7 protein-coding genes are annotated in these 22,702 nt (G+C 72.3%); 5 read left to right on the top strand and 2 right to left on the bottom strand.

Features of this window, described 5'->3' with window-relative positions; genetic code table 11:
- The first annotated feature begins 1 nt into the window (after position 1).
- The 5 genes from ACH4RC_RS28590 to ACH4RC_RS28610 all read left to right on the top strand — a co-directional run bounded on the left by ACH4RC_RS28590 (position 2) and on the right by ACH4RC_RS28610 (position 10,347).
- A complete protein-coding gene (locus ACH4RC_RS28590; protein ID WP_398206010.1) occupies positions 2 to 1,222 on the top strand; it encodes a cytochrome P450 in 1,221 nt (406 codons plus the stop codon).
- A 7-nt stretch (positions 1,223 to 1,229) separates the two neighbouring features.
- The gene (locus ACH4RC_RS28595) at positions 1,230 to 2,630 is read left to right on the top strand and encodes an acyltransferase (protein WP_398206012.1); all 1,401 of its coding nucleotides are present in this window, start codon (positions 1,230 to 1,232) and stop codon (positions 2,628 to 2,630) included.
- Positions 2,631 to 2,885: 255 nt separating this feature from the next.
- Entirely contained in the window at positions 2,886 to 5,780 is a 2,895-nt protein-coding gene (locus ACH4RC_RS28600) for an AAA family ATPase (RefSeq protein ID WP_398206014.1), read from the top strand.
- 535 nt (positions 5,781 to 6,315) lie between these two features.
- Positions 6,316 to 9,213 (top strand): AAA family ATPase, encoded by a 2,898-nt coding sequence (locus ACH4RC_RS28605; protein ID WP_398206015.1) that lies wholly within the window; start codon positions 6,316 to 6,318, stop codon positions 9,211 to 9,213.
- A 540-nt stretch (positions 9,214 to 9,753) separates the two neighbouring features.
- On the top strand, positions 9,754 to 10,347 hold the full coding sequence (locus tag ACH4RC_RS28610) for a LuxR C-terminal-related transcriptional regulator (RefSeq protein ID WP_398206016.1): 594 nt from the start codon (positions 9,754 to 9,756) through the stop codon (positions 10,345 to 10,347).
- Positions 10,348 to 10,592: 245 nt separating this feature from the next.
- Here the strand turns inward: ACH4RC_RS28610 and ACH4RC_RS28615 are convergent, their stop codons facing one another.
- Positions 10,593 to 20,048 carry a type I polyketide synthase gene (locus ACH4RC_RS28615; RefSeq protein ID WP_398206018.1) on the bottom strand — a complete coding sequence of 3,152 codons (9,456 nt, stop codon included), beginning with the start codon at positions 20,046 to 20,048 and terminating at the stop codon, positions 10,593 to 10,595.
- Positions 20,049 to 20,111: 63 nt separating this feature from the next.
- Positions 20,112 to 22,702: type I polyketide synthase (locus ACH4RC_RS28620; protein ID WP_398206019.1), on the bottom strand; the 2,591-nt coding region annotated here is incomplete at its 5' end.

Genomic DNA, 22,702 nt, shown 5'->3' on the forward strand with positions numbered 1-22,702 from the left:
CATGAAGACCAGGCCCGACCCGCCCGTGATCCCCTCGGAACGCGGGAAGTGCCCGTTCGACCCGCCTGCCGCGTACGCCCGGCTGCGCGCCGAGGAGCCGGTCAGCCCCGTCACCTTCCAGGTGGCGCCCAAGGACACCGCCGGCTGGCTGGTGACCCGCCACGACCTGGTCCGGCAGATCCTCGCCGACGACCGCTTCAGCCACCGCAACGAACTCCTCGCACACGTGGTCGCGCCGCCGTTCCCGATGACGGAGTACGCGCCGCAGCCCTCGCCGCCCGGCTCGTTCGCGAAGATGGACGCCCCCGAGCACACCAAGTACCGGCGGCTCCTCGCGGGCCACTTCACGCTGCGCCGCATCCAGCAGTACGAGCCGCAGCTGACGCGGATCGTCGACGAGGCCCTCGCGGAGATGGCGGCCAAGGGCTCCCCCGCCGACCTGGTGACCGACTTCGCGGAGAAGGTCAGCCTGCGCTCGGTGTGCTCGCTGATGGACGTCTCCCCGGAGCTGATGGACGGTATCCAGGAGCACTTCTCGGCGCTGATGACGCTCACGTACACGCTGGAGGAGTTCATCCACCACGTGGAGTCCATGGACGGGCTCATCCGTCCGATGGTCGAGGAGCGGATGGCGCGGCAGGGCGAGGACTTCTTCGGACGGCTGTCCTCGACCGGCGAGCTGACCGAGGACGAGCTGGTCAACCTGGCCGTCCTCACGCTGGGCGGCTCACTCGACACCACCCCCAACATGCTGGCCCTGAGCACCTTCGCGCTCCTCGAGCACCCGGACCAGCTGGCCCTGCTGCGTACGCGCCCCGAGCTGTGGGAGGCCGGCGCCGTGGATGAGCTGCTGCGGTACCTGACGATCTCCCAGATGGGGTCGAGCCGGTGCGCGATCGAGGACGTCGAGATCGGCGGCACGACCATCAAGGCGGGTCAGACGGTGGTCCTTTCGCTGCCCGCCGCCAACCGCGACCCCGAGGTCTTCGACGATCCGGACCGCCTCGACGTGACGCGCATCCCGCGCAAGCACCTCGCCCTCGGCTTCGGCGCCCACCAGTGCCTGGGCCAGCATCTGGCCCGCTCCAGCATGCGGATCGGGCTGCGCGGTCTCTTCGAGCGGTTCCCGACGCTGCGCCTCGCCACTCCTGCCGACGAGGTGCCGCTGCGCGACCGCGCCGTGCACTACGGCGTGGACCGGCTGCCGCTGGCCTGGGACTGAGGCGGCCGTGGCGAAAGGCAAGGGCAAGGGCAAGAAGGACGCCGCCGCGTTCCGCACGGTCGTGGACAGCCGCGTGGAGCGGGTGCACACCGTCCGCGCCGGTGAGGCCGACGGCCGCCGTCTCCGCCTCACCGGCTACGACCTGCTGACCGGCCCGTGGTACACGCCGCTGACGTTCTTCTACCGCGACACCCTCGACGGCGCGGCGCTGCGCGACTCCCTGGCACGCACCCTGCGCCGCTACCCGCTCCTCGCCGGGCGCCTCGAGCGGGACGCCGACGGCGGGATGAGCGTGGTCTGCAACGACGCGGGCGTACGGTTCACCGAGGCGTCCTCCCCCGGTCCCATGCGCGACTACGGTCACGGGCTGCGCGCCGCCCCGGTGATCGGGAACATGCTGCGCGAGGTGAGCGCCTTCGGCGTCATCGGCCGGGACACCCCGCTGCTGAAGGTCCGGCTGACCCGGATGCGCGGCGGCGGTTCGATCCTCGGTGTGCTCATCAACCACAGCCTCGCGGACGGCGGCAGCACCGTCGCCTTCCTGGAGAGCTGGTCGCGCGAGCACCTCGGCCTCGCATGGGACGCCCCGTCCCACGCCCGCGAGGCACTGGACGAGCTGGGCCGGCCGTCCGCGGACCCGGTGACGCGACGGGAGCGCGCGTTCATCGGGGTGGGCCGCCTGCGGCACCTGACGACGACGCTGCGGGCGGGCAGCAACAAGCTCGCCACCGTCACCACCCGGTTCGGCGCGACGGAACTGGCCGCGCTCAAGGCCGAGTCGCAGCGCACCCTCACGGAGCCCGGCGCCTGGGTGTCGACCAACGACGCGCTGACCGCCCATCTGTGGCAGGTACTCGGCGAGTTGCGGGCCCGCCCCGCGGACGCGGCCGAGTGGCTCGGGCTGATCGTCGGCGTGCAGCACCGTCTCGGCGGCGCGCTGCCGGCGTCGTACTGGGGCAACTGCGTCAGCAACAGCTGGACCTCGCTCACGGCGGCCCGGCTGCGCGAGGCGCCGCTGGGCGCCGTCGCCCGGGAGGTGCGGCGCTGCCTGGAGAGCAACACCGAGGACAAGATCCGCGACGAGATCGCCTTCCTCAACTCCTACCGGAGCAAAGGCGTTTCCCGCCATGTGATGTCGGTGCGGGCGCCCGACGTGGCGAAGACGGCGATCTCGGTCAACAACTGGTCGCCGTTCCCGCTGTACCGCATCGACCTGGGTGCGGGACGGCCGTTCTGGTACGAGTTCCCCGACCTGCCGATACCGACCGTGCACATCGCGCCGACGCCCGAGGAGGACGGGAGCCGGGACGTCTACCTGTGCCTGCCCGAAGCGGATGCCGCGCTCGTGGACACCGCGCCCTGGCGCGAGCGCCTGCACGCGTGGAGCGGGGCGGCTGTCGGGCATTGACCGGAATGGTCCGGATCCGTTCCTGGCCTCGGACGGGGCGCCTTCAGCGGAACCGAACCGGGACGGGGTCAGGCGGGATGAAGAGCCGAGCTGTGGGAAAGGAGTCACCTAGCACGCTCCCGGCTTGCGATGGGCCAGGATAGTCAGGGCCGGGGGAAGTGCGAGGTCCGGCCGGCGGTCTTCACGCAACCTCCCCTCGGACCGCACACACATGCTCCGGGTCACCGCCGGTGTCCTGGGAGGGAGGACGGGGTGATGACCGCTGCGCACGGGGACAGACCCGGGGACCGGCTGACCGACGGACCGGAGCCGGAGCCGGAGCCGGTGGAGCGCGAGCACGAACTCGCCGTCCTGAACAGGCTGGCCCGGCACACCGCGGCCGGCGGATCCTCCCTCGTCCTGCTCGAAGGCCCCGACGGCATCGGCAAGACGACCCTGCTGCACGCGCTGATCGCCGAGGCCCGCACGCTGGGTCTGCACATCGCCCACTCCCGCACCGGACAGGCAGGACACCGGCTCCCGCTGAGCACCGCGCACTCCCTGCTGACCGCCCTGGGCGCGGAGGGTCCGGCCCGGTTCCCGCCGGCCGTCTGGCCGAGCGCCCCCGACGGCCCCGGGAACCGCCCGCACGCACTCCCCTGCTTCGACGTCGACGCCTCGACGGTCTCCTTCGGAGTGCTGGCCGAACTGCACGAGAGCGTCCGGTCCGCCGCGGCGGACGGCCCGCTGGTCCTCGCCGTCGACGACGCCGAGGACGCCGACCCCGCGTCCCTGCGGTTCCTCGCCCACACCGCGCGCCGCCTGGCCGGGCTGCCCGTGCTCCTGGCACTCGCCAGACGCAGCGGCACCCACGTACCGCCCCTGAACGAGGTGGCGGCCCTGCCCCTCTGCCACATCCTGCGGCCCCGCCCGCTCACCAGCGCCGGCATCGGCCGGCTCGCCCACCGGCTCATCGGGACGGAGACCGACACCGACTTCCAGGAGTCCTGTCTGGCCGCCACCAACGGCAACCCGCTGATGGTGACCCGGCTGCTCGTGGCGCTGCGCGACGAGAAACTCCCGTTCACGGCGGACCGCTTCACGTCCATGGGCGAGCACGACATGCCCGCCTTCCGGCTACGGGCGGCGCGACTGCTGCACCGGCAGCCGGAAGCCACCGTCCAGGCGGCCCGGGCGCTGGCCGTGCTCGGCGACGGCGCGGCCTCGGAGACGTGCGCGCGCCTGGCCCACCTGGACAGCACCGCCTTCGCCCGCTCGGTCCTCATGCTCATCTCCATCGGGCTCGTCGCCTCCAACGGCGACGGAACCTGGTCCTTCTCCCACGCCCTGCTGCGCAACGTCGTCCTCGGCGACATGCCGGAGGACGAACGCGTCCGCGCCCACCGCCGGGCCGCACGGCTGCTGCACGACAGCGGGGCACGCCCCGCGGACGTGGCCGAGCACCTGTGCCGCGCCCCGGACGCCGCGCAGCAGCCGTGGGCCCGCGAGGTGCTGCGGGAGGCGGCCCGTGAGGCGATGCTGCGCGTCTCGCCGGGCCGGGCGGTGGAGCTGCTGCGGCCCTGCGTGCCCGAAGGCACCGAGGACACGTGCGAGCCGAGCCTGCTCGTCGAACTCGGTGTGGCAGAGATACGGGTCGACCCGCAGGCCAGCGTGGGCCACCTGATGGCGGGGCTCGAGCGGGCGTCCCTGCCGGAGCTGCGGCTGACGGCGCTGGGCGCTCTCGCCGAGGCGCTGAGCCGGCAGGGGCAGGTGGCCCGCGCGGTGGCGCTGCTCGGCCGCTACCCCTCGGACGCGGCGACACCGGCGTCCGGCGTCGCCGGCCGGCAGCTGATCGAGGCACAACTGCTGATAGCGGCCACGGCCAACCGGGCCGGCTACAGCGAACTCCTGGAGACCGTGGCCTTCGACCTCTCGCTGCCCGGCGACACCGCCGAGGAGCGGGCCCTGCTCGCGGCGCGCGCCATCATCTGCGTCGCCCGCCTGGACCGCGTCGCCGAATCGGTCACCGCCGCCCGCCTCGTCATCGGCCGCGGCTCGTCGACCACCGACGCCGCCGCCTTCCTCGGCTCCGCGGCCTCGGTCTTCCTGTACGCCGACCTGCCCCACGAGGCGGAGCGGGTCTACCGGCGGCTGCTGGACGCGACCGACCCGCTGCTCGACCCCACCTACCCGAATCTGCTCTCGCTGCGCGCGGAGGCGCACCACCGCCTCGGAGCGCTCGACGAGGCGCTGCGCGCCACCGCGACGGCCCTGGAGGACGTGGCCATCCCGCGGGCCACCGCGCATCACGCGCCGGCTCTGGCGGTGCGTCTGCACACCCTGCTCGACCGGGGCGACCCGGTGGGGGCCGCCGCACTGGAGAAGGAGATCCCCGACCCGGTCCAGGACGACGGCTGGCAGTGGAACGAGGTGCTGTGCGCCCGCGGGCGACTGCACCTGGCGATGAACGATCCCAAGCGGGCCCTGTCGCACCTCGAGGAGTGCGGCCGCCGGCAGGCGCAGTGGCAGCGCGTCAGTCCGTCCCTCTCCTACTGGTGGTACTGGGCCGGGCACACCCATCTCGCCCTCGGCGACCGGCACGCGGCCCTCGCACTGGCCGAGGAGGCCGTCGGCCACGCGCGCGCCGCGGACCTGCCGTGCGCGCTGGGCGTGGGGCTCGGTCTGTGGGCGCAGGCGGTCGGCGACGACGAACGGCCGCCGCTCCTGGAGGAGGCCGAGCAGGTGCTCGCGGGCACCAAGGCGGCGCTGTTGCGTGCCCAGGTGCGGGTCGCGCGCGGGCAGGTGCTCCAGCGGCTCGGATACAAGAAAGCCGCCCGCGAGGTGCTGCGTCAGGGCTGGGAGGAGGCGTACACCATCGGCGCCAAGTCCCTGCACACGGTTGCCCACCGGGCGCTGCTCGCGACCGGCGCACGGCCTCGCCGTCCGGTCTCCCGGGGCTTGGCGGCGCTCACGCGGAGCGAGTCCCAGGTCGCCCGTCTCGCGGCGGACGGCAGGTCCAACGCGTGGATCGCGGAGACGCTGTTCGTCACGCAGCGGACCGTGGAGGTCCATCTGACGTCGGTGTACCGAAAGTTGGGGCTGTCCGGGCGGCGTGAGCTGCGGGACGCGCTGGAGTCGGCGGACGCCAGTGACATCACGCGGGGGACGTGACCGGCCGTAGACGGGCTCCGGCGCCGGCCGCCGTGGTCGATCCTGTCGAAACGCTGTCGGTTTCCGCCGGACGCGCCGCCGCCATTGACGGTCAATTAAATGGCGGCCGACAATGGCCTGCTGAGAGAAAACGTTCCGGGAAATCGCACCCTTCTCGTCGGTGGGCGGATCCGGCCCGGATTCAATTACCGAGGCCTGCGGCCGGCAGGCGCCCCCACCCGCTCCTCCGGGGCCGTGCGGTGGCCCCGCCATCAGCACGTACGCGCTTTCTGCAATTTGGCGCATAACAACGTTGGGTTATTGTCCTTTTTTCTCCCCTTGCTGGCACACCCCTCTCCGTGATCTGCTGACGCTCAAGATTTCAAGCAACATTGAGTGCACCCTCGGGACTTCACCTGGCATGAGCCGCTTCTCGAATAGTCCGCACCCGGTCGGCCCGGCACACCGGTAGCACGTCCGTGACCGAGCCGAGCAAGCCGACTCCGCGCGGACCGAGGTCCGCCCGGTACCGGCGCACATGAGGAGTACCAGCACCGTGTTGTTAGAACGCGAGTCGGCTTTGGCGCAGGCCGGCGCCGCACTGCGCCGCGCCGTGAACGGACAGGGCTCGCTCCTGGTCGTCCAGGGCCCCATGGGCGTGGGCCGGTCGGCGTTCCTGGAGTCCCTGGCCACCCTCACCCACGAGCAGGACATCCTGCTCCTCAGGGCCCAGGCATCTGCCTCCGAGGAGAAGTTCCGGCTCGGCGTGGTACGGCAGTTGGTGGACTCACTGCGCTGGGTCACCCCGCCCGAGGAGATCGCGGACCTGCTGCGGCAGGCCGCCGACGCACTGCCCGAGGCGGCATCGCCCACGATCCCGCACGACCCGGTCACGGGCCGCCCAGCCTGGTCCGCACTCACCTGGCAGCAGGCCCCCCGATGGCTGGCCGCCCTCCTCGGCGCCATCGCCGAGGACCGGCCCGTCGTCCTCATGGTGGACGACCTCCAGTGGGCGGACATCGAGTCGCTGCAGGCGCTCGCGCTGCCACTGGCGCAACGCGCGCGAAGACGGATCCTCTTCGTGTTCTCCGTGCTCCCCGGTGACGTACGCGGCAGCCGTCAGCACGTACGCGGCCTCCTCGCCCCGCTGACGAGCACGGCGCCACCGATCGCGACCGAACACCCCCGGGAGCCCGGCGGCGAGACGCACGACCTGACCCTGGAGCTGTCAGCGCTCGGCCGGAGCAGCGTGCGCCTACTCGTGGAGAAGGCCTTCGGCGACACGACGGACGCGGTGTTCGTGGACACCGTGGCGGCGCGCACCGGCGGCAACCCCCTGCTGTTGCGGACGGTCCTGGACGAGGCGCACTACCTGAGGCTGCGCCCCACGGCGGCGGACGCCGTCGTCGCCGCGACGCTGCGCCCCGAGCGCGTACGCCAGCGCCTCGACGCCTTCCTGCGGTCACAGCCCGACCATGTGCGCCGCACCGCCTACGCGCTGACCGTCCTCGGCTCCGCCGCGGACACTCAGTTCGTCGCCCGCCTCGCCGAGATCGACAACGCCGGGCTCACCGAGGCGATCGACGTGCTGCGCCGCGTCGGTCTCGCCGACCCGCGCGCCTGCCGGCTCACCTCGGGCACGGTCCTGCGGGACCTCCTCGAGGAGAACATGCCCGCCGAGGAGCGCACCGCCATGCGCGGGGTCGCCGCGGAACTGCTGCACCGCACCGGGCACCCGGCCGAACTCGCCGCGGAGCAGCTGATGGGCGCCATCTCCCTGCGCGGTCCGAAGGCGGTGCAGATCCTGCGGACCGCCGCGGACAGCGCCCTGCGCCGCGGTTCGCCCCGGGACGCGGCACGCTATCTGCGGCGCGCCCTGCTCGACTCCTCGCTTGCCGGGCACGAGCGGGCCCGGCTGCTCATCGACCTCGCGACCGCCGAACGCAGCTTCGCCACCGCCGCTTCGCTGCGCCATGTGGTGGAGGCCATGCCGCTGCTCGAATCGGTGCGGGAGCGGGCCGACGCGATCGTACGGCTCGGTCCGCTGCAGATGGACCCGCCCGCTTTCCGCATCGACACCATCCGCGCCGCCGTCGCCGACGAACTGCGGCACTCGGAGACCGCGGACTGGATGGAGCACGAACTGGCCCTGCGTCTGGAGGCGCGCGAGCACATCCTGTCCGCGCAGGATCCGCGCCACATCCAGCGGGCCCTGCGCCGCTTCCGCGACCTCGGCCCGGCGCCCCGTCTCGCCACCACGGGCGAGCGGGAGTTGGTCACCTCCTTGCTGCACATCGCGTTCGTTTCCAACGCGGTCCCCGCCGGGCGGCTGACAACGTTGTCCAATCGCCTCCTTGAGCGCGAGCCCCCGACCCCCGAACACGTCCACACCGCCGTGCCGCTGGCTGTGAACATCCTGGCCGGCGCGGGGCAGGTGGAAGGCGCGGCCCACTGGCTGCGTGAGGCCAACCGGCTCGCCCAGCGCCGCGGCAGCGAGGTGGAGCAGGCCGTCATCCGGTGCGAACAGGCCCTGGTCGCGCTCGCCGACGGCCACCGCGCCTACGCCCGGGACAAAATCATTCAGGCCGACGCCCTGGCGGGCCCCGAGACCGGCGGACTGCCCACCGTGTGCGCGGCCGTCCTCGCGATCGTCGCGATGAACACCGGCCAGCCGGAGCTGGCGGAGCAGATCCTCACCCAGCACCGGCTGCACGCCGAGAACCAGCATCTGGCGGCAATCCTGCACGTCGCCCGCGGATCGCTGGCGGCCCGGCGCGGCGAGCCCAGGACCGCGCTCGACCACTACCGGATGGCCGGCCGGCGCACCGAACAGATGGGCTGGCTCAACCCGGTCGTCCTGCCCTGGTCCTCGTGCGCCGCCCTCATGCACCGCCGCCTCGGCGAGCACGAGGAGGCCATGGCCGCGGCACAGCTGGAGGTCGACAGATACCGCGCCTGGGGGTCGGACTCCAGACTGGGCCGCTCCCTGATCGTCCTCGGCCGGGTCACCGCGGGACGGCGAGGCATCGAGGCGCTCGACGAGGCGGTCGCGCTGCTCACGAAGGGCAACAACGGTTACGACCTGTGCCGGGCGTTGTATGCACTGGCCACCCATCAGGAAACAAAACGCAACCGGAGGGTATCGGCCCTCAAACGGGCCCTGGAGCTCGCCTTGGACCACGACCTCCCCCGACTGGCCGAGGAGATACGCGGCAAACTGGCCGAGAGGACAAGCAAGTCCGAGGTCTCCGGCAGCCGGCTCACGCCTTCGGAGCGCAAAGTCGCCCGCCTGGCCGCGAGCGGCCTCAGCAACTCGGAGATATCCAGTCAACTGGGCACCTCCTCGCGCATGGTGGAGAAACACCTCACCAACTCGTACCGAAAACTCGGGATAACCGGACGCCCCGAGCTGCATACGGCGCTCAAAAGACTTGACGAGGAGCCGCGGGACTGAACCGGGCACCAGACGGACAGCATCGGCCGGGAAACGGGCGGGCATCCGCACGTCTCGTTCCGGACACCACCGCGCCACACCGTACGGGCGGTCCGCACCCCACATGAAGCGGAAACGAACACTTCACTCTGAGTGACCCGTGGCCGCTCAGGCGGGGTGCCCGTCGCCCGGCGACGCCACCCCGGCCCCTCCCGCACCGCACCACCGAACCACCGAACCACAATGTTTTGGAGCCACGCAAAAGTTTGCTTGACCCGTCCGCTCGAGCATTCCTAGGCTCAACCTCAGTTGATCAGAGGCGCTCATGACGGGCCATCGACCAATCTCAAGACCCCGGCAAGCAGCACCACCTCCGATCAAATCTGCCCACAGGCAGGCAGTGATCCCCCACAGGTGAATGCAGAAAGACGGTGCGTCGCAGTGACCACGCGAATAGCAGGCCCCTGGCACAACAGAGACAGGACGGCGGCTCCGCACACTTCCTCAGCTTCTCAGCGGGCACAGCACGATGGCAGGCCACACCCTCCGGCCAATCGCCGCATGTACACGGCGCACATCGACACCGATATGCACATCGTTGCAGCGGAGCCCGATTTCTCCGTCCCGTTCGGCCGCACCTCGGTCGACGTCTGCGGACGGAACCTGTTCGAGCTTCTGCACCCCAGCTCCCCCTCGGTGCTCAAACGCCACTTCAACCGGCTCTCGGAAGGGCGCTGCAACCGTTTCGCCTCACGCATGGTCGGTCTGGGCGACGAGGGCCGCGCCTTCTCCGGAGAGCTGACGGGCATCGCCGTACAGAACACCACCGGGCTGCTGGCGGGCATCGTCGTGCAGGTGCGGCCGGACGAGGCCGTGGAGGGCACGGACCCCGACGACCTCCTCTTCAACCCCAAGGAGCGGCTGCTCAGCAAGCTCGACGCGCAGGTCCTCGAAGGGGTGGCCAGCGGCGCCTCCACGGTGCAGCTCGCGACACGGCTCTACCTGAGCCGGCAGGGCGTCGAGTACCACGTCGGTCTCATGCTGCGGAAGCTCAAGGCACCCAACCGTGCCGCCCTGGTGGCCCGTGCCCATGCGATGGGCATGCTGTCGGTCGCCCAGTGGCCGCCGCGGGTGCTGCCGGAATTCATCAAGTAACGCCTCTTCGCCCCTCGTCTTCGCCCCTCCGTGTCGCGGGGACGCCGCGACATCCGCGGTGTCCGCGACACGCGGCATCCGCGACCGTGCCATCCCCGCAGTGCCACGGCGGCCGTACCGGCTTCGGTACGGCCGCCGGCTCATGTACGCGGCCCGACGACTCGTGTACGCGGCATGTACGCGACCCGCCGCCCCGGTGAGACGGATCCCACCGGGGCGCGATTCTGCGCGGCCCGCCTCGCTCCCTACTGCTCCAGCTCGCGGCTGATGAGGTCGAACAGCTCCTCGTCGCTGGCGCCCTCCAGCCGGTCGCCGAGAGACGGACCGTCCGCGTCGTCATGGGCGTCCGCCGCCTCGATCTCGCCCAGGAGCGTCCTGAGCCGGGCACCGAGCAACGTACGGGCGTCCTGGTCGGGACCGGCCTCCATGATGCGGGCGAACCCCGCCTCCAGGTCGGCCAGCATGGTCGCCATCGTCCCGCTCCCGCCGGAGAGTTCGGCGTCGAGGTGCAGGGCGAGGGCGGCCGGCGAGGGATGGTCGAAGACCAGGGTCGTGGGGAGCGCCAGACCGGTGTCCTTGATCAGGGCGTTGCGCAGCTCGACGGCGGTGAGCGAGTCGAACCCCATGTCGCGGAAGGCCCGTTCGGCGCCGACGACCGTGATGTCGGCGTGCCCGAGGGCCTGGGCGGCGACGCGCCTCACATGGGCCAGGAGGGCGTCGGCGCGCCCCTGCGGCGACAGCGCGGCGACCTGTTCGACCAGCGCGGGCAACGCTCCCCCCGGTGCGGGCGCCGCCTCCCGCTCCGCCGCCACCGCGTCGGCCTGGGCCAGGCCTGTCAGCAGCGGGCTGGGGCGGCGGCTGGTGAACGCGGGAACGAAGCGCCGCCAGTCCACGTCGGCGACCACCACCGGACCGTCGCTCCCGGCCAGCGCCTGCTCCAACCCCACCAGAGCACGCCCCGGATCCATCATCCGCAGGCCGCGACGCTCCAGCTCCGTCGCGCCCGTGTCCGACACCATCCCGCCGCCCGACCAAGGCCCCCAGGCCACCGAGACGCCCACCGCCCCGCGCGCACGGCGCTGCTCCACCACCGCGTCGGCCCACGCGTTCGCCGCCGCGTACGCCGCCTGACCGCCGCTCCCCCACACCCCGGCGATCGAGGAGAACACCACGAAGACGTCGAGGTCCCGGTCGCGCGTCAGCTCGTCCAGGTACACCGTGCCCCGCGCCTTCGCCGCGACAGCCGCCTCCACCTGAGCGGGCGTCATCGCGTCGATCGGGCCCACGTCGAGGACACCGGCCAGGTGGGCGATGCCGTCGACACGGTGGGCCGCGAGAAGCGCGGCCACCTGGGCACGGTCGGCGACGTCGCACGCGACGACCTCGACGCGGTCCGCTCCCGCCGCCTCCAGCCGGGCGATCGTGCCGGCCGTCCCGTGGGCGTCCGGGCCACCGCGGCTCACCAACACGAACTCCTTGGTCCCGCGCCCGGCGAACCACTCCGCCACCCGCACGCCGAGCGCGCCGGTCCCGCCGGTGACGAGGAGACTGCGCGGAGTGCGCCGACCGCCGTCGTCGCCGGACGAGACCGGTCCCCGAGCGGACAGCTGGGCCGGACGCAGACGGCGGGCATGGACGGCCGCATCTCGCACCGCCACCTGGTCCTCACCGCTGCCGGCCAACACCGAGGCGAGAGAGCCGAGTTCGTCGTCCCCGGGTTGCGGGGCCAGGTCGACGAGGCCGCCCCAGCGCTCCGGGTACTCCAGCGCCGCCACGCGTCCAAGACCCCATACGGCGGCCTGCGCCGGGTCGTCGGGCGCCTGTCCGGGCCCGTGTCCGGCCTGGGTGACGACCCACAACGGCGCCGACGCCTTGATCTCGCCCAATGCCTGGACGAGCGCCAACGTGGTCACCACACCATGATGATCCGGCTCGAAGCCGGAGTCGTCGGAGTCGGACGCTCTCGTACCGGGCAGCGACAGGCAGGACAGCACTCCGGCCGGTTCGACGCCCGCGAAGGCCGGTTCCAGTGCCCCGACGAGCCCCTCCCGGTCCAAGGCGTCGCAGGTCACCCGCTCCAGACCCGGGACGAACCGCTCCAGCCCCGCCAGCGGCACGGTTCCGGGCGCCTGCAGCAGCAGCCAGCGTCCGCCGAGGGGGGCGGGGGACGGCAGCGTCACCGGCTCCCATGCGACGCGGTAGCGCCACCTGTCGGCCTCGGCGCGTTCCATGTGCCCGCGGCGCAGCTCGGTCAGCGCGGGCAGCACGGCGTCCAGCGCGTCGTGCGGCACCCCCAGGGTGTCCGCCAGATCCCGCGCCCCGTCCTCGACGACCGACCAGAACGACGCGTCGTCCCCGGAGCCCGGTCCGGCCGCCGCCGTGCCGCCACCGGTGACCGTGGGCCAGAAGCGCGTGCGCTGGAACGCGTACGTGGGCAGGTCCACCACCGGTTCGGCGTCCACGCCCTCACCCAGCGCGGGAGCCCAGCTCATCTCACCGCCGTCGACATGGAACTTCGCCATCGCCCGGAGTACGGCCACGTGCTCGGATCCGTCCTTACGGAGCACCGGCACGGCCAAGGCGCCACCGTCCGGGACGCAGCTCTGGGTGAGGGCGGTGAGGGTGCCGTCCGGGCCGATCTCCAGGAACCGCGTCACGCCCATGGACGTGAGCGTGTCGACGCCGTCGGCGAAGCGCACCGCTTCACGCACATGCCGGACCCAGTACTCGGCCGACGCCAACTCGCCCTCAGCGGAGGCGGCGAGGCGTCCGGTCACGTTCGACACGACGGGGATCGACGGGGTCGCGTAGCTGATCTGCTCGGCCACCGCACGGAAGGCGTCGAGCATCGGCTCCATGAGCGGTGAGTGGAAGGCGTGCGAGACGCGCAGACGGGACATGCGCCGGCCCTGCTGCTTGAGTGCGGAGGCGACCTGTTCGACGGCCGCCTCGACACCGGCGATCACCACGGCCCGCGGACCATTAACGGCGGCGATCGACACCCCGTCGACCAGCAAGGGCAGTACTTCCGCCTCCGCCGCCTCCACAGCCACCATCACGCCACCGGCGGGCAGCTCCTGCATCAGCCGGCCACGCGCGACGACCAGGGCGCACGCGTCCTCCAGCGACATCACCCCCGCCACATGCGCGGCAGCGATCTCACCGATCGAGTGACCGATCAGGAAGTCCGGGCGTATACCGAAGGACTCCACCAGCCGGAACAGGGCGACCTCGACCGCGAACAGCGCGGGCTGCGTCCACTCCGTACGGTTGAGGCGCTCGGCGTCGTCGCCGAAGACGACGTCTCGCAGCTCCTCTCCGACGTGCGCGCAGACGGCGTCGAAGGCCTCCGCGAACACCGGGAAAGCCGCGTGCAGTTCACGCCCCATACCGAGCCGCTGCGCGCCTTGGCCGGAGAACAGGAACGCCGTGCGGCCACCACCGCGGACCTCGCCCGCGACGGTGCGCAGGCCCGTCTCGCCCATGTGGAGGTTCTGAAGTTCCTCGGCAAGCTCCTGGTGAGTGGAGGCGAGTACGACGGCGCGCTGCTCGAAGGCGCTACGGGTCGTCGCAAGAGCCCGGACCATCCGCACGGAGGCGGGGATGTCGCGCTTCTTCAGCACGGTGAGCAGCCGCCCCGCCTGAGCACGGAGAGCCGCTTCGCTCCGCCCGCTGAGGAGCCAGGGCAGGACCGCGCCGCCGTCGTCCGTCTCATGGTCGTCGATCGTCGCAGCGTCCGGCGCCTGTTCCAGGATGACGTGGGCGTTGGTGCCGCTGAGACCGAAGGACGACACACCCGCCCGACGCGGACGATCCGCCGACGACGGCCACACCCGCGACTCGGTGAGCAGACGCACCGCCCCGGACGACCAGTCCACATGCGAGGACGGCTCCTCCGCGTACAGCGTCGCAGGAAGTACCCCGTGCCGCAGCGCCTCCACCATCTTGATCACACCGGCCACACCCGCCGCCGCCTGCGTATGACCCACATTCGACTTCACCGACCCCAGCCACAACGGACCGCCCCCGGTCCGCTCCCGCCCATAGGTGGCCAACAACGCCTGCGCCTCGATCGGGTCACCGAGCTTGGTGCCCGTGCCGTGCGCCTCCACCGCGTCCACATCCGCCGCCGACAGCCCCGCCGACGACAACGCGGCACGGATCACCCGCTGCTGCGACGGACCATTCGGCGCCGTCAGACCATTCGACGCACCGTCCTGATTGACCGCCGAACCCCGCACCACCGCCAGAACACGATGCCCGTTGCGCCGCGCATCCGACAACCGCTCTACCAGCAGCACACCGACACCCTCACCCCAGCCCGTACCGTCCGCGCCTTCACCGAACGCCTTGCACCGGCCGTCACCGGCAAGCCCACCCTGACGACTGAACTCCACGAACGCGCCCGGCGTCGACATCACCGTCACACCGCCCGCCAGCGCCAGATCACACTCCCCCGACCGCAACGCCTGCGCCGCCAGGTGCAGCGCCACCAGCGACGACGAGCACGCCGTGTCCACCGTCACCGCCGGACCCTCGAGACCCAGCACATACGACACCCGGCCCGACGCCACACTCGCCGCGTTCCCCGTGCCCACATACCCGCCGAAGTCACCCTCCGACAGACTCAACAACGCCGGATAATCCTGACCGTTCGTCCCCGCGAACACACCCGTACGGCTGCCACGCAGCGACCCCGGATCGATCCCCGCCCGCTCCACCGCCTCCCACGACGCCTCAAGCAACAACCGCTGCTGCGGATCCATCGCCAACGCCTCACGCGGCGACACCCCGAAGAACTCCGCGTCGAAATCAGCGGCGCCCGACAGGAAACCGCCCTGGCCGTACTCCGGCGTACGGCCGTCGGCCCGTGCGTAGCGGTCGTAGACGTTCTCCAGGGCTGACCACCCGCGGTCGGCGGGGAAGCCGGTGATTCCGTCCCGGCCGTCGAGGAGCAGGTCCCACAGGTCCTCGGGCGACTCCACGCCGCCCGGGAAACGGCAGGCCATGCCGACGATCGCCACCGGCTCGTCCACCGCCACCGCCGCTGCCGGGACGACCGAGGTCTCGTCATCGAACAGCTCGCCGTAGATGTGGGCCGCCAGGGCCTGGGGCGTGGGGTGGTCGAAGACCGCCGTCGCCGGGAGCGTGACGCCCGACACCGCCGCGAGGACATTGCGCAGTTCCACGGCGATGAGCGAGTCCACGCCCAGATCACGAAAGGCCCGCTCCGCGCCGACCTGTTCGGGGCCGTCGTGTCCCAGCATCAGGGCCGCGAGCCTCTGCACCTCCTCCAGTACGAGACGCCGGCCTGCGTCGCGCGGCAGGCCGGCCGCGCGTGAGCGCAGGTCGTTGCCGGGCTCCTCGGTGCCTCGCGTTTCCGCGGTGGGGCGCGCGGGGGCCACCGGCGCGAGGAGTGCGCTGGGGCGTGCCGTGGTGAAGGCGGGGACGAAGCGCTCCCAGTCGGCGTCCACGATCAGTTCGGTGGTCGTGCCCGCGTCGAGCACGGCGCCGAGAGCCGAGAGCGCGACCCGAGGCTCGAGTGCTGTCATCGCCCCCAGGCCGCGGCGGCGCCCGCCGGAGTCCGCCGCCATGCCGTCGCCGGCCCACGGGCCCCAGGCGATGGAGGTGGCCGGGAGGCCCTCCGCGCGCCGTCGTTCCGCGAGCGCGTCGAGGACGGCGTTGGCGGCGGCGTAGGCCCCTTGTCCCGGGCTGCCCAGCGTGCCCGCGAGCGAGGAGAAGAGAACGAACGCGGAGAGGTCGTGGTCCCGGGTCAGTTCGTCAAGCAGGAGTGCGCCGGTGGCCTTGGGGGCTCTCACCTTCTCAAGGCGTTCGGCGTCGGTCGCGAGCAGTGTGCCGTCGTCCAGGACCCCGGCCGTGTGGAAGACCGCGTCGACCCGGTGCTCGGCGAGCAGCGCCGCGAGACGGTCGCGTTCGGAGATGTCCGCGGCGGCCAGCGTGACCTCCGCGCCCAACCGCTGCAGTTCCGCGCGTAGTTCGTGGGCGCCCGGTGCCGAATCGCCGCGGCGGCTGACGAGGAGCAGGGACCGGGCTCCTCGTTCCACCGCCCAGCGGGCCACGTGTGCGCCCAGGGCTCCGGTACCTCCGGTGACGAGCACCGTCCCGTCGGGCTTCCAGCCCACTGTCCGCGAGGGCAGCGGGGCCGCCGGTGTCAGCCTGCGGCCGAAGACGGCGTGGGCCCGTACGGCGATCTGATCCTCGCCGGGCTCCAGACGTGTCAGGGCGACCGCGAGCCGCGCGCAAACCCGGTCGTCCACCCTGGTCGGCAGGTCGATCGATCCGCCCCAGACGTCGGGGTGTTCCAGGGCGGCGACGCGCCCCAGTCCCCACACCGCGCTCCGCTCGGGCCGGACGACGGGATCGGCACCTCCCACGCGGACGGCACCCTGGGTGAGGGCCCACAGCCGTACGCCCGGTTCCGAGGACTCCGCGACTGCCCGCAGCGCGGCCAGGGTGGCGGCGACCGGGTCGACGGACGCGGTGAGACCGGCCAGGGACAGGACTCCGTCCGGGCGCCGCGGGCCGTCCGGGTTCCCAGCCCCCGCAAGGGCTTCGGCGCAGGAAGCGGGGTCGGTGAGGTCCGCCTCGGCCACGTACACGGTGAGTCCCTGCTTTCGCAGGCCCACGAGGAGGTCGTCCACCGTGCCGCGTGACTCGGCTGCCAGGTCGGCGGGGATCAGCACCGCCCAGTTCCCGGTACGGGACCGAGCGGCCGTCGGAGTCGTCTCGTCGTCCCGGGTCAGCTGCCGCCACGACACCTCGTAGCGCAACGCGTCGAGCGCCGCCCGGTCCTGTCGTCGCCGGTACCACTTCGACAGCGCCGGGACCACCGGGCCCAGCGCCTCCGGCTCCAGGGCGAGGTCCGCGGCCAGCGACGTGAGGTCCTCGCGTTCGACGGCGGCCCAGAACTCGGCGTCGACCACCGCGGAGGGCCGCGCCGGACCGGCCGGGGCGCCGGGGGACGGCTCGTCCGGGGCGAGCCAGTAGCGGCGGCGCTGGAACGGGTACGTAGGCAGCTCGACCGCACGCTCACCGCCACCGGCCTTGCACAGCACGGCGGCCCAGTCGATCTCTCCGCCGTCCACATGGAGCTGCGCCATCGCACAGAGGACGGAAGTGTGCTCCGGGTCGTCCTTGCGAAGCACCGGTACGAAGAGGGAGGCGCCGCTGTCGGGCGCACTGTTCTGGGCGAGGGCGGTCAGGGTGCCGTCCGGGCCTATCTCCAGGAACCGTGTCACGCCCTCGGCCGCGAGGGTGTCGATGCCGTCGGCGAAGCGCACCGCTTCACGCACATGGCGGACCCAGTACTCGGCCGACGCCAACTCGCCCTCCTCGAAGGCGGCGAGGCGTCCGGTCACGTTCGACACGACGGGGATCGACGGGGTCGCGTAGGTGATCTGCTCGGCCACCGCACGGAACGCGTCGAGCATCGGCTCCATCAACGGCGAGTGGAAGGCGTGCGAGACACGCAGACGGGACGTACGCCGCCCCTGCGCCCTGAGTGCGGAGGCGACCTGTTCGACAGCCGCCTCGGCACCCGCGATCACGACTGCCTGCGGGCCGTTCACGGCGGCGATCGACACCCCGTCCCGGAGCAGGGGAAGCACCTCGGCCTCCGCCGCCTCCACAGCCACCATCACGCCACCGGCGGGCAGCTCCTGCATCAGCCGGCCACGCGCGACGACCAGGGCGCACGCGTCCTCCAGCGACATCACCCCCGCCACGTGAGCGGCGGCGATCTCACCGATCGAGTGCCCGATCAGGAAGTCCGGGTGAGGCCCGAAGGACTCCATCAGGCGATAGAGCGCGACCTCGACCGCGAACAGCGCGGGCTGCGTCCACTCCGTACGGTTCAGACGCTCGGCGTCGTCGCCGAAGACGACGTCTCGCAGCTCCTCGCCGACGTGCGCGCACACGGCGTCGAAAGCCTCCGCGAACACCGGGAAGGCCGCGTGCAGTTCACGCCCCATACCGAGCCGCTGCGCACCCTGGCCCGAGAACATGAACGCCTGAGGCTGGTCGCCACGGTCGTGCCCGAGCGTGGCCTTCCCTCCGGCGGTGCCGTTGGCGAGGGCGTTGAGGGCCTCCGTGAGGGACGGGGTGTCGTCCGCGACGACGACTGCGCGGTGCTCGAAATGCGTGCGCGTTGTCGCGAGGGCAAGGCCCGTCCGATCGGGCTCGATCCCGGGGTGGCTGTCGGCAAAGGCCACGAGGGCTCGGGCCTGGGCTCGCAGGGATTCCTCGGTCCGGCCGGAGAGGGGCCAGGCTGTCGGGCCGGTACGTGACGTCTCGACCTCGAGTACCGGCTCCGGGGCCTCTTCCAGGATGACGTGGGCGTTGGTGCCGCTGAGACCGAAGGACGACACACCCGCCCGACGCGGACGATCCGCCGACGACGGCCACACCCGCGACTCGGTGAGCAGACGCACCGCCCCGGACGACCAGTCCACATGCGAGGACGGCTCCTCCGCGTACAGCGTCGCCGGAAGTACCCCGTGCCGCAGCGCCTCCACCATCTTGATCACACCGGCCACACCCGCCGCCGCCTGCGTGTGTCCGAGGTTCGATTTCACCGACCCCAGCCACAACGGACTGTCCCCGGCCCGCTCCCGACCATAGGTGGCCAACAACGCCTGCGCCTCGATCGGGTCACCCAGCTTCGTACCCGTACCATGCGCCTCCACCGCATCCACATCCGCCGCCGACAGACCCGCCGACGACAACGCGGCACGGATCACCCGCTGCTGCGACGGACCATTCGGCGCCGTCAGACCGTTCGACGCACCATCCTGATTGACCGCCGAGCCCCGCACCACAGCCAGGACGCGGTGCCCGTTGCGGCGCGCGTCCGACAGCCGCTCCACCAGCAGGACACCGACACCCTCACCCCAGCCCGTACCGTCCGCACCTTCCCCGAACGCCTTGCACCGGCCATCACCAGCAAGCCCACCCTGACGGCTGAACTCGCCGAAGACGTCGGGCGTGGACATCACCGTCACACCGCCCGCCAAGGCCAGGTCACACTCGCCCGCCCGCAGCGCCTGCGCCGCCAGGTGCAGCGCCACCAGCGACGACGAGCACGCCGTGTCCACCGTCACCGCCGGACCCTCGAGACCCAGCACATACGACACCCGGCCCGAGACGACACTCGCCGCGTTGCCGGTCAGCAGGTGGCCCTCGACGCCGTCGGGCAGGGCTTCTTCGGAGACCGCGCCGTAGTTCTGGTTGCTGCACCCGACGAACACACCGGTACGGCTGCCTCGTACGGAGGTGGGGTCCAGACCTGCGCGTTCGAGGGCCTCCCAGGACGTCTCCAGGACGAGTCGTTGCTGCGGGTCCATCGCCAGCGCCTCGCGCGGCGACACCCCGAAGAACCCGGCGTCGAAGTCGGTCGCCGTGGCGACGAATCCGCCCTGCCCGGTGACGGTCTCCGCGGCGTCGCCCGCTGTCTCCCACCCCCGGTCCGCCGGGAACGGGGTGATGGCGTCGACGCCGGCCAGCACCAGGTTCCACAGGTGTCCCGGCTCGGTGACGTCGCCGGGGTAGCGGCAGGCCATGCCGATGATGGCGATCGGCTCGGAGGCGGCGCGGGTGAGTTCATCGTTGCGGCGGCGCAGGCGCTCGTTCTCGGAGAGAGAAGCGCGCAGCGCGGAGACGACGCGCTCTTCGGAGGTGGACATGCTCAGCTCCACTGGTTCATGGCCCGTACGCGGGCGGACGGGGAGGGGCGGTGGGCAGGTGTTTCAGGAGGTGGAGTCGCCCAGGGCCAGCTGAACGAGTTCGTCGACGTCCATCGCGCCGATCGCGTCGGGCTCGGGTGTGCCGTCGGGCCGAGTGATGACGCGCGCGGTGCCGTACCCCGTGGGGCCGGCGGGCTCGGTCACGGCGTCGGCGGCGGTACGGGGGTCCGGACCGGCCTGTGCCAAGGACAGGACGGCCGTCAGCAGGCCGCTCTCCTGCCAGCGGGAAAAGGGGATGTTGGCGAGGGCGGAGCGCAGCGATGCCTCGTCGTCGCCCCGCGCCGCATCCGCTACGGCCCCGGCCTCGGCCCCGGCCCCGGCCCCGGCGAAGAGTTCCTCGTACAGCCGGTCGGCGAGGTGCCGTGGTGTCGGGTGGTCGAAGACCAGGGTCGTCGGCAGCTTCAGACCGGTCTCCTCGTGGAGGTGGTTGCGCAGTTCCACGGCGGTGAGGGAGTCGAAGCCGATGTCGCGGAAGGACCGGTCGAGGTCCACGGCGGAACCCGTCGAGCGGCCGAGCACGACGCCCGCCCGCACTCGGACGAGGTCGTGCAGGGCACGTCGGCGTTCCTTCTCCGGCCGGTTCGCCAGGCGTCCGACGAGGGCGGCGCGGGCGTCGTCACCAGCGGTGGCCCGGGTGTCTCCGCCGGCTCCGCCGGCTCCGGACGCGACCGCGTCGACACCCGGAAGGCCGGTCAGCAGCGGGCTGTCGCGCCGGACGGTGAACGCGGGAGCGAAACGCTCCCACTCCACGTCGGCCACGACCACCGCGCCACCGGGCCCTTCCATCGCGGAGGTGAGTCCCAGCAGGGCGCGCTCGGGTGCCATGACCCGCAGCCCCTGCCGCCGCAACTGCGCGGTGCCCGCGCTGGTCACCATTCCGCCGCCCGCCCACGGACCCCATTGCACAGAGACGCCCGTTCGTCCGGCGGCGCGGCGGTCCTCCACCACTGCGTCGGCCCAGGCGTTGGCTGCCGCGTAGGCGCCCTGGGCACCGCTTCCCCATACGGCGGCGATCGACGAGAACACCACGAACGCGCTCAGGTCCCGGTCCCGTGTCAGCTCGTCCAGGTACACGGCGCCGTGCGCCTTCGCCCCCACCGTCCGCTCCAGGTGGGCGGTGTCGATGTCGTCGAAGGGCATGTGGTCCGGGACCCCCGCCGCGTGGAAGACGGCGTCGAACGGGTGCCGGGCGAGCAGCGCGCCGACGACTTCCCGGTCCGCCAGGTCGCAGGCTTCGACACTCACCCGCCGGGCCCCCAACTCGCGTAGTTCAGCGGCGAGTTCGGCGGACCCTTCGGCTTTCTCACCGCGGCGGCTGGTGAGTATCAGTTCGTCGGCGCCCTGCCGGACGAGCCAACGGGCGACGTGAGCGCCGAGGGCGCCGGTGCCGCCGGTGACGAGTACCGGTCCGGAAGGCTTCCAGCCCAGTCCGGTGCCCCGCGGCGCCAGGTCCTGCCGCAGGCGCCTGGCGAAGACCCGGCCGTCCCGTACGGCGACCTGGTCCTCCGTGGTGGAGGCGGTGATGTCCGCGAGAAGGCGAGCGGTGTCGCCGTCGGAAGTCTCCGGCAGGTCGACCAGGCCACCCCAGCGCTCGGGGTGCTCCAAGGCGACGGCGCGGCCGAGGCCCCAGACGGCGCTCTGCTCAGGACGCAGGGGGCCGTCGCCGGGCCGCCCGGCGGTGACCGCTCCCCTGGTGACCCACCACACGGGCCCGCCGACCCCGGCGTCACCGAGCGCCTGCGTGGCGAGGAGCGCCTGGGCGACCGTGCCGGGCAGCACCAGCGCTCCCGCCACCTGTGCCCGCGTCTTCGTGACAGCCGCCGCGACAGCGGCGGCGAGCTCCGCTCGGCCGGGGCGCTCGGGGAGAGCCAGGAGCAGGGGGTCGGGCAGGGCCGCGGTCACGGCGCCGGCCTGCGCCGCGTCGCCCTCGGGGTGGAGTACGAGCCAGCGACCCGTACCCGTACGGCCCGCGCCGGTGGCCGGAACCACCGCCTCCCAGTCGACGCGGTAGCGCCAGCCGTCCACCGCGGCCCGCGCCGTCCGCTCCAGACGCCAGGCGGAGAACCCCGAAAGGACCTCCTGCACGACGTCCTCGCTGATGTCCAGCACGCCGGCCAGTTCGCGCGCTTCCCCGGGCCCCGCGGGCTCCCAGGCGTCGAGGGCCGGGGCGATCTCACTGCGCTTGGTCTGGGGCCAGAACCGCTCACGCTGGAAGGCGTACGTGGGCAGGTCGACGCCGCCGGCCGGGCAGGCCCCGGTCAGGGCAGCCCAGTCGACAGACACACCCGCCGTGTGACCGGCGGCCACGCACGAGACGAAGGCGTCCACCTCGTCGCGGTCCTTGCGCATGAACGACATGAAGAGGGGAGTCTCGTCGTCCGGGACGCAGTTCTGGGCGAGGGCGGTGAGGGTGCCGTCGGGTCCGATCTCCAGGAACCGTGTCACGCCCATGGACGTGAGCGTGTCGACGCCGTCGGCGAAGCGCACCGCTTCACGCACATGGCGGACCCAGTACCCAGCCGACGCCAACTCGCCCTCCTCGAAGGCGGCGAGGCGTCCGGTCACGTTCGAGACGACGGGGATCGACGGGGTCG

The organism is Streptomyces sp. NPDC016845, from assembly GCF_044332585.1.
In the GTDB taxonomy this organism is placed as follows: domain Bacteria; phylum Actinomycetota; class Actinomycetes; order Streptomycetales; family Streptomycetaceae; genus Streptomyces.

Bases quoted from the DNA above. Each gene is read 5' to 3' on its own strand.
- ACH4RC_RS28590 (WP_398206010.1), top strand. From the start codon at position 2: ATGAAGACCAGGCCCGACCCGCCCGTGATCCCCTCGGAACGCGGGAAG.
- ACH4RC_RS28600 (WP_398206014.1), top strand. From the start codon at position 2,886: ATGACCGCTGCGCACGGGGACAGACCCGGGGACCGGCTGACCGACGGA.
- ACH4RC_RS28610 (WP_398206016.1), top strand. From the start codon at position 9,754: ATGTACACGGCGCACATCGACACCGATATGCACATCGTTGCAGCGGAG.
- ACH4RC_RS28615 (WP_398206018.1), bottom strand. From the start codon at position 20,048: ATGTCCACCTCCGAAGAGCGCGTCGTCTCCGCGCTGCGCGCTTCTCTC.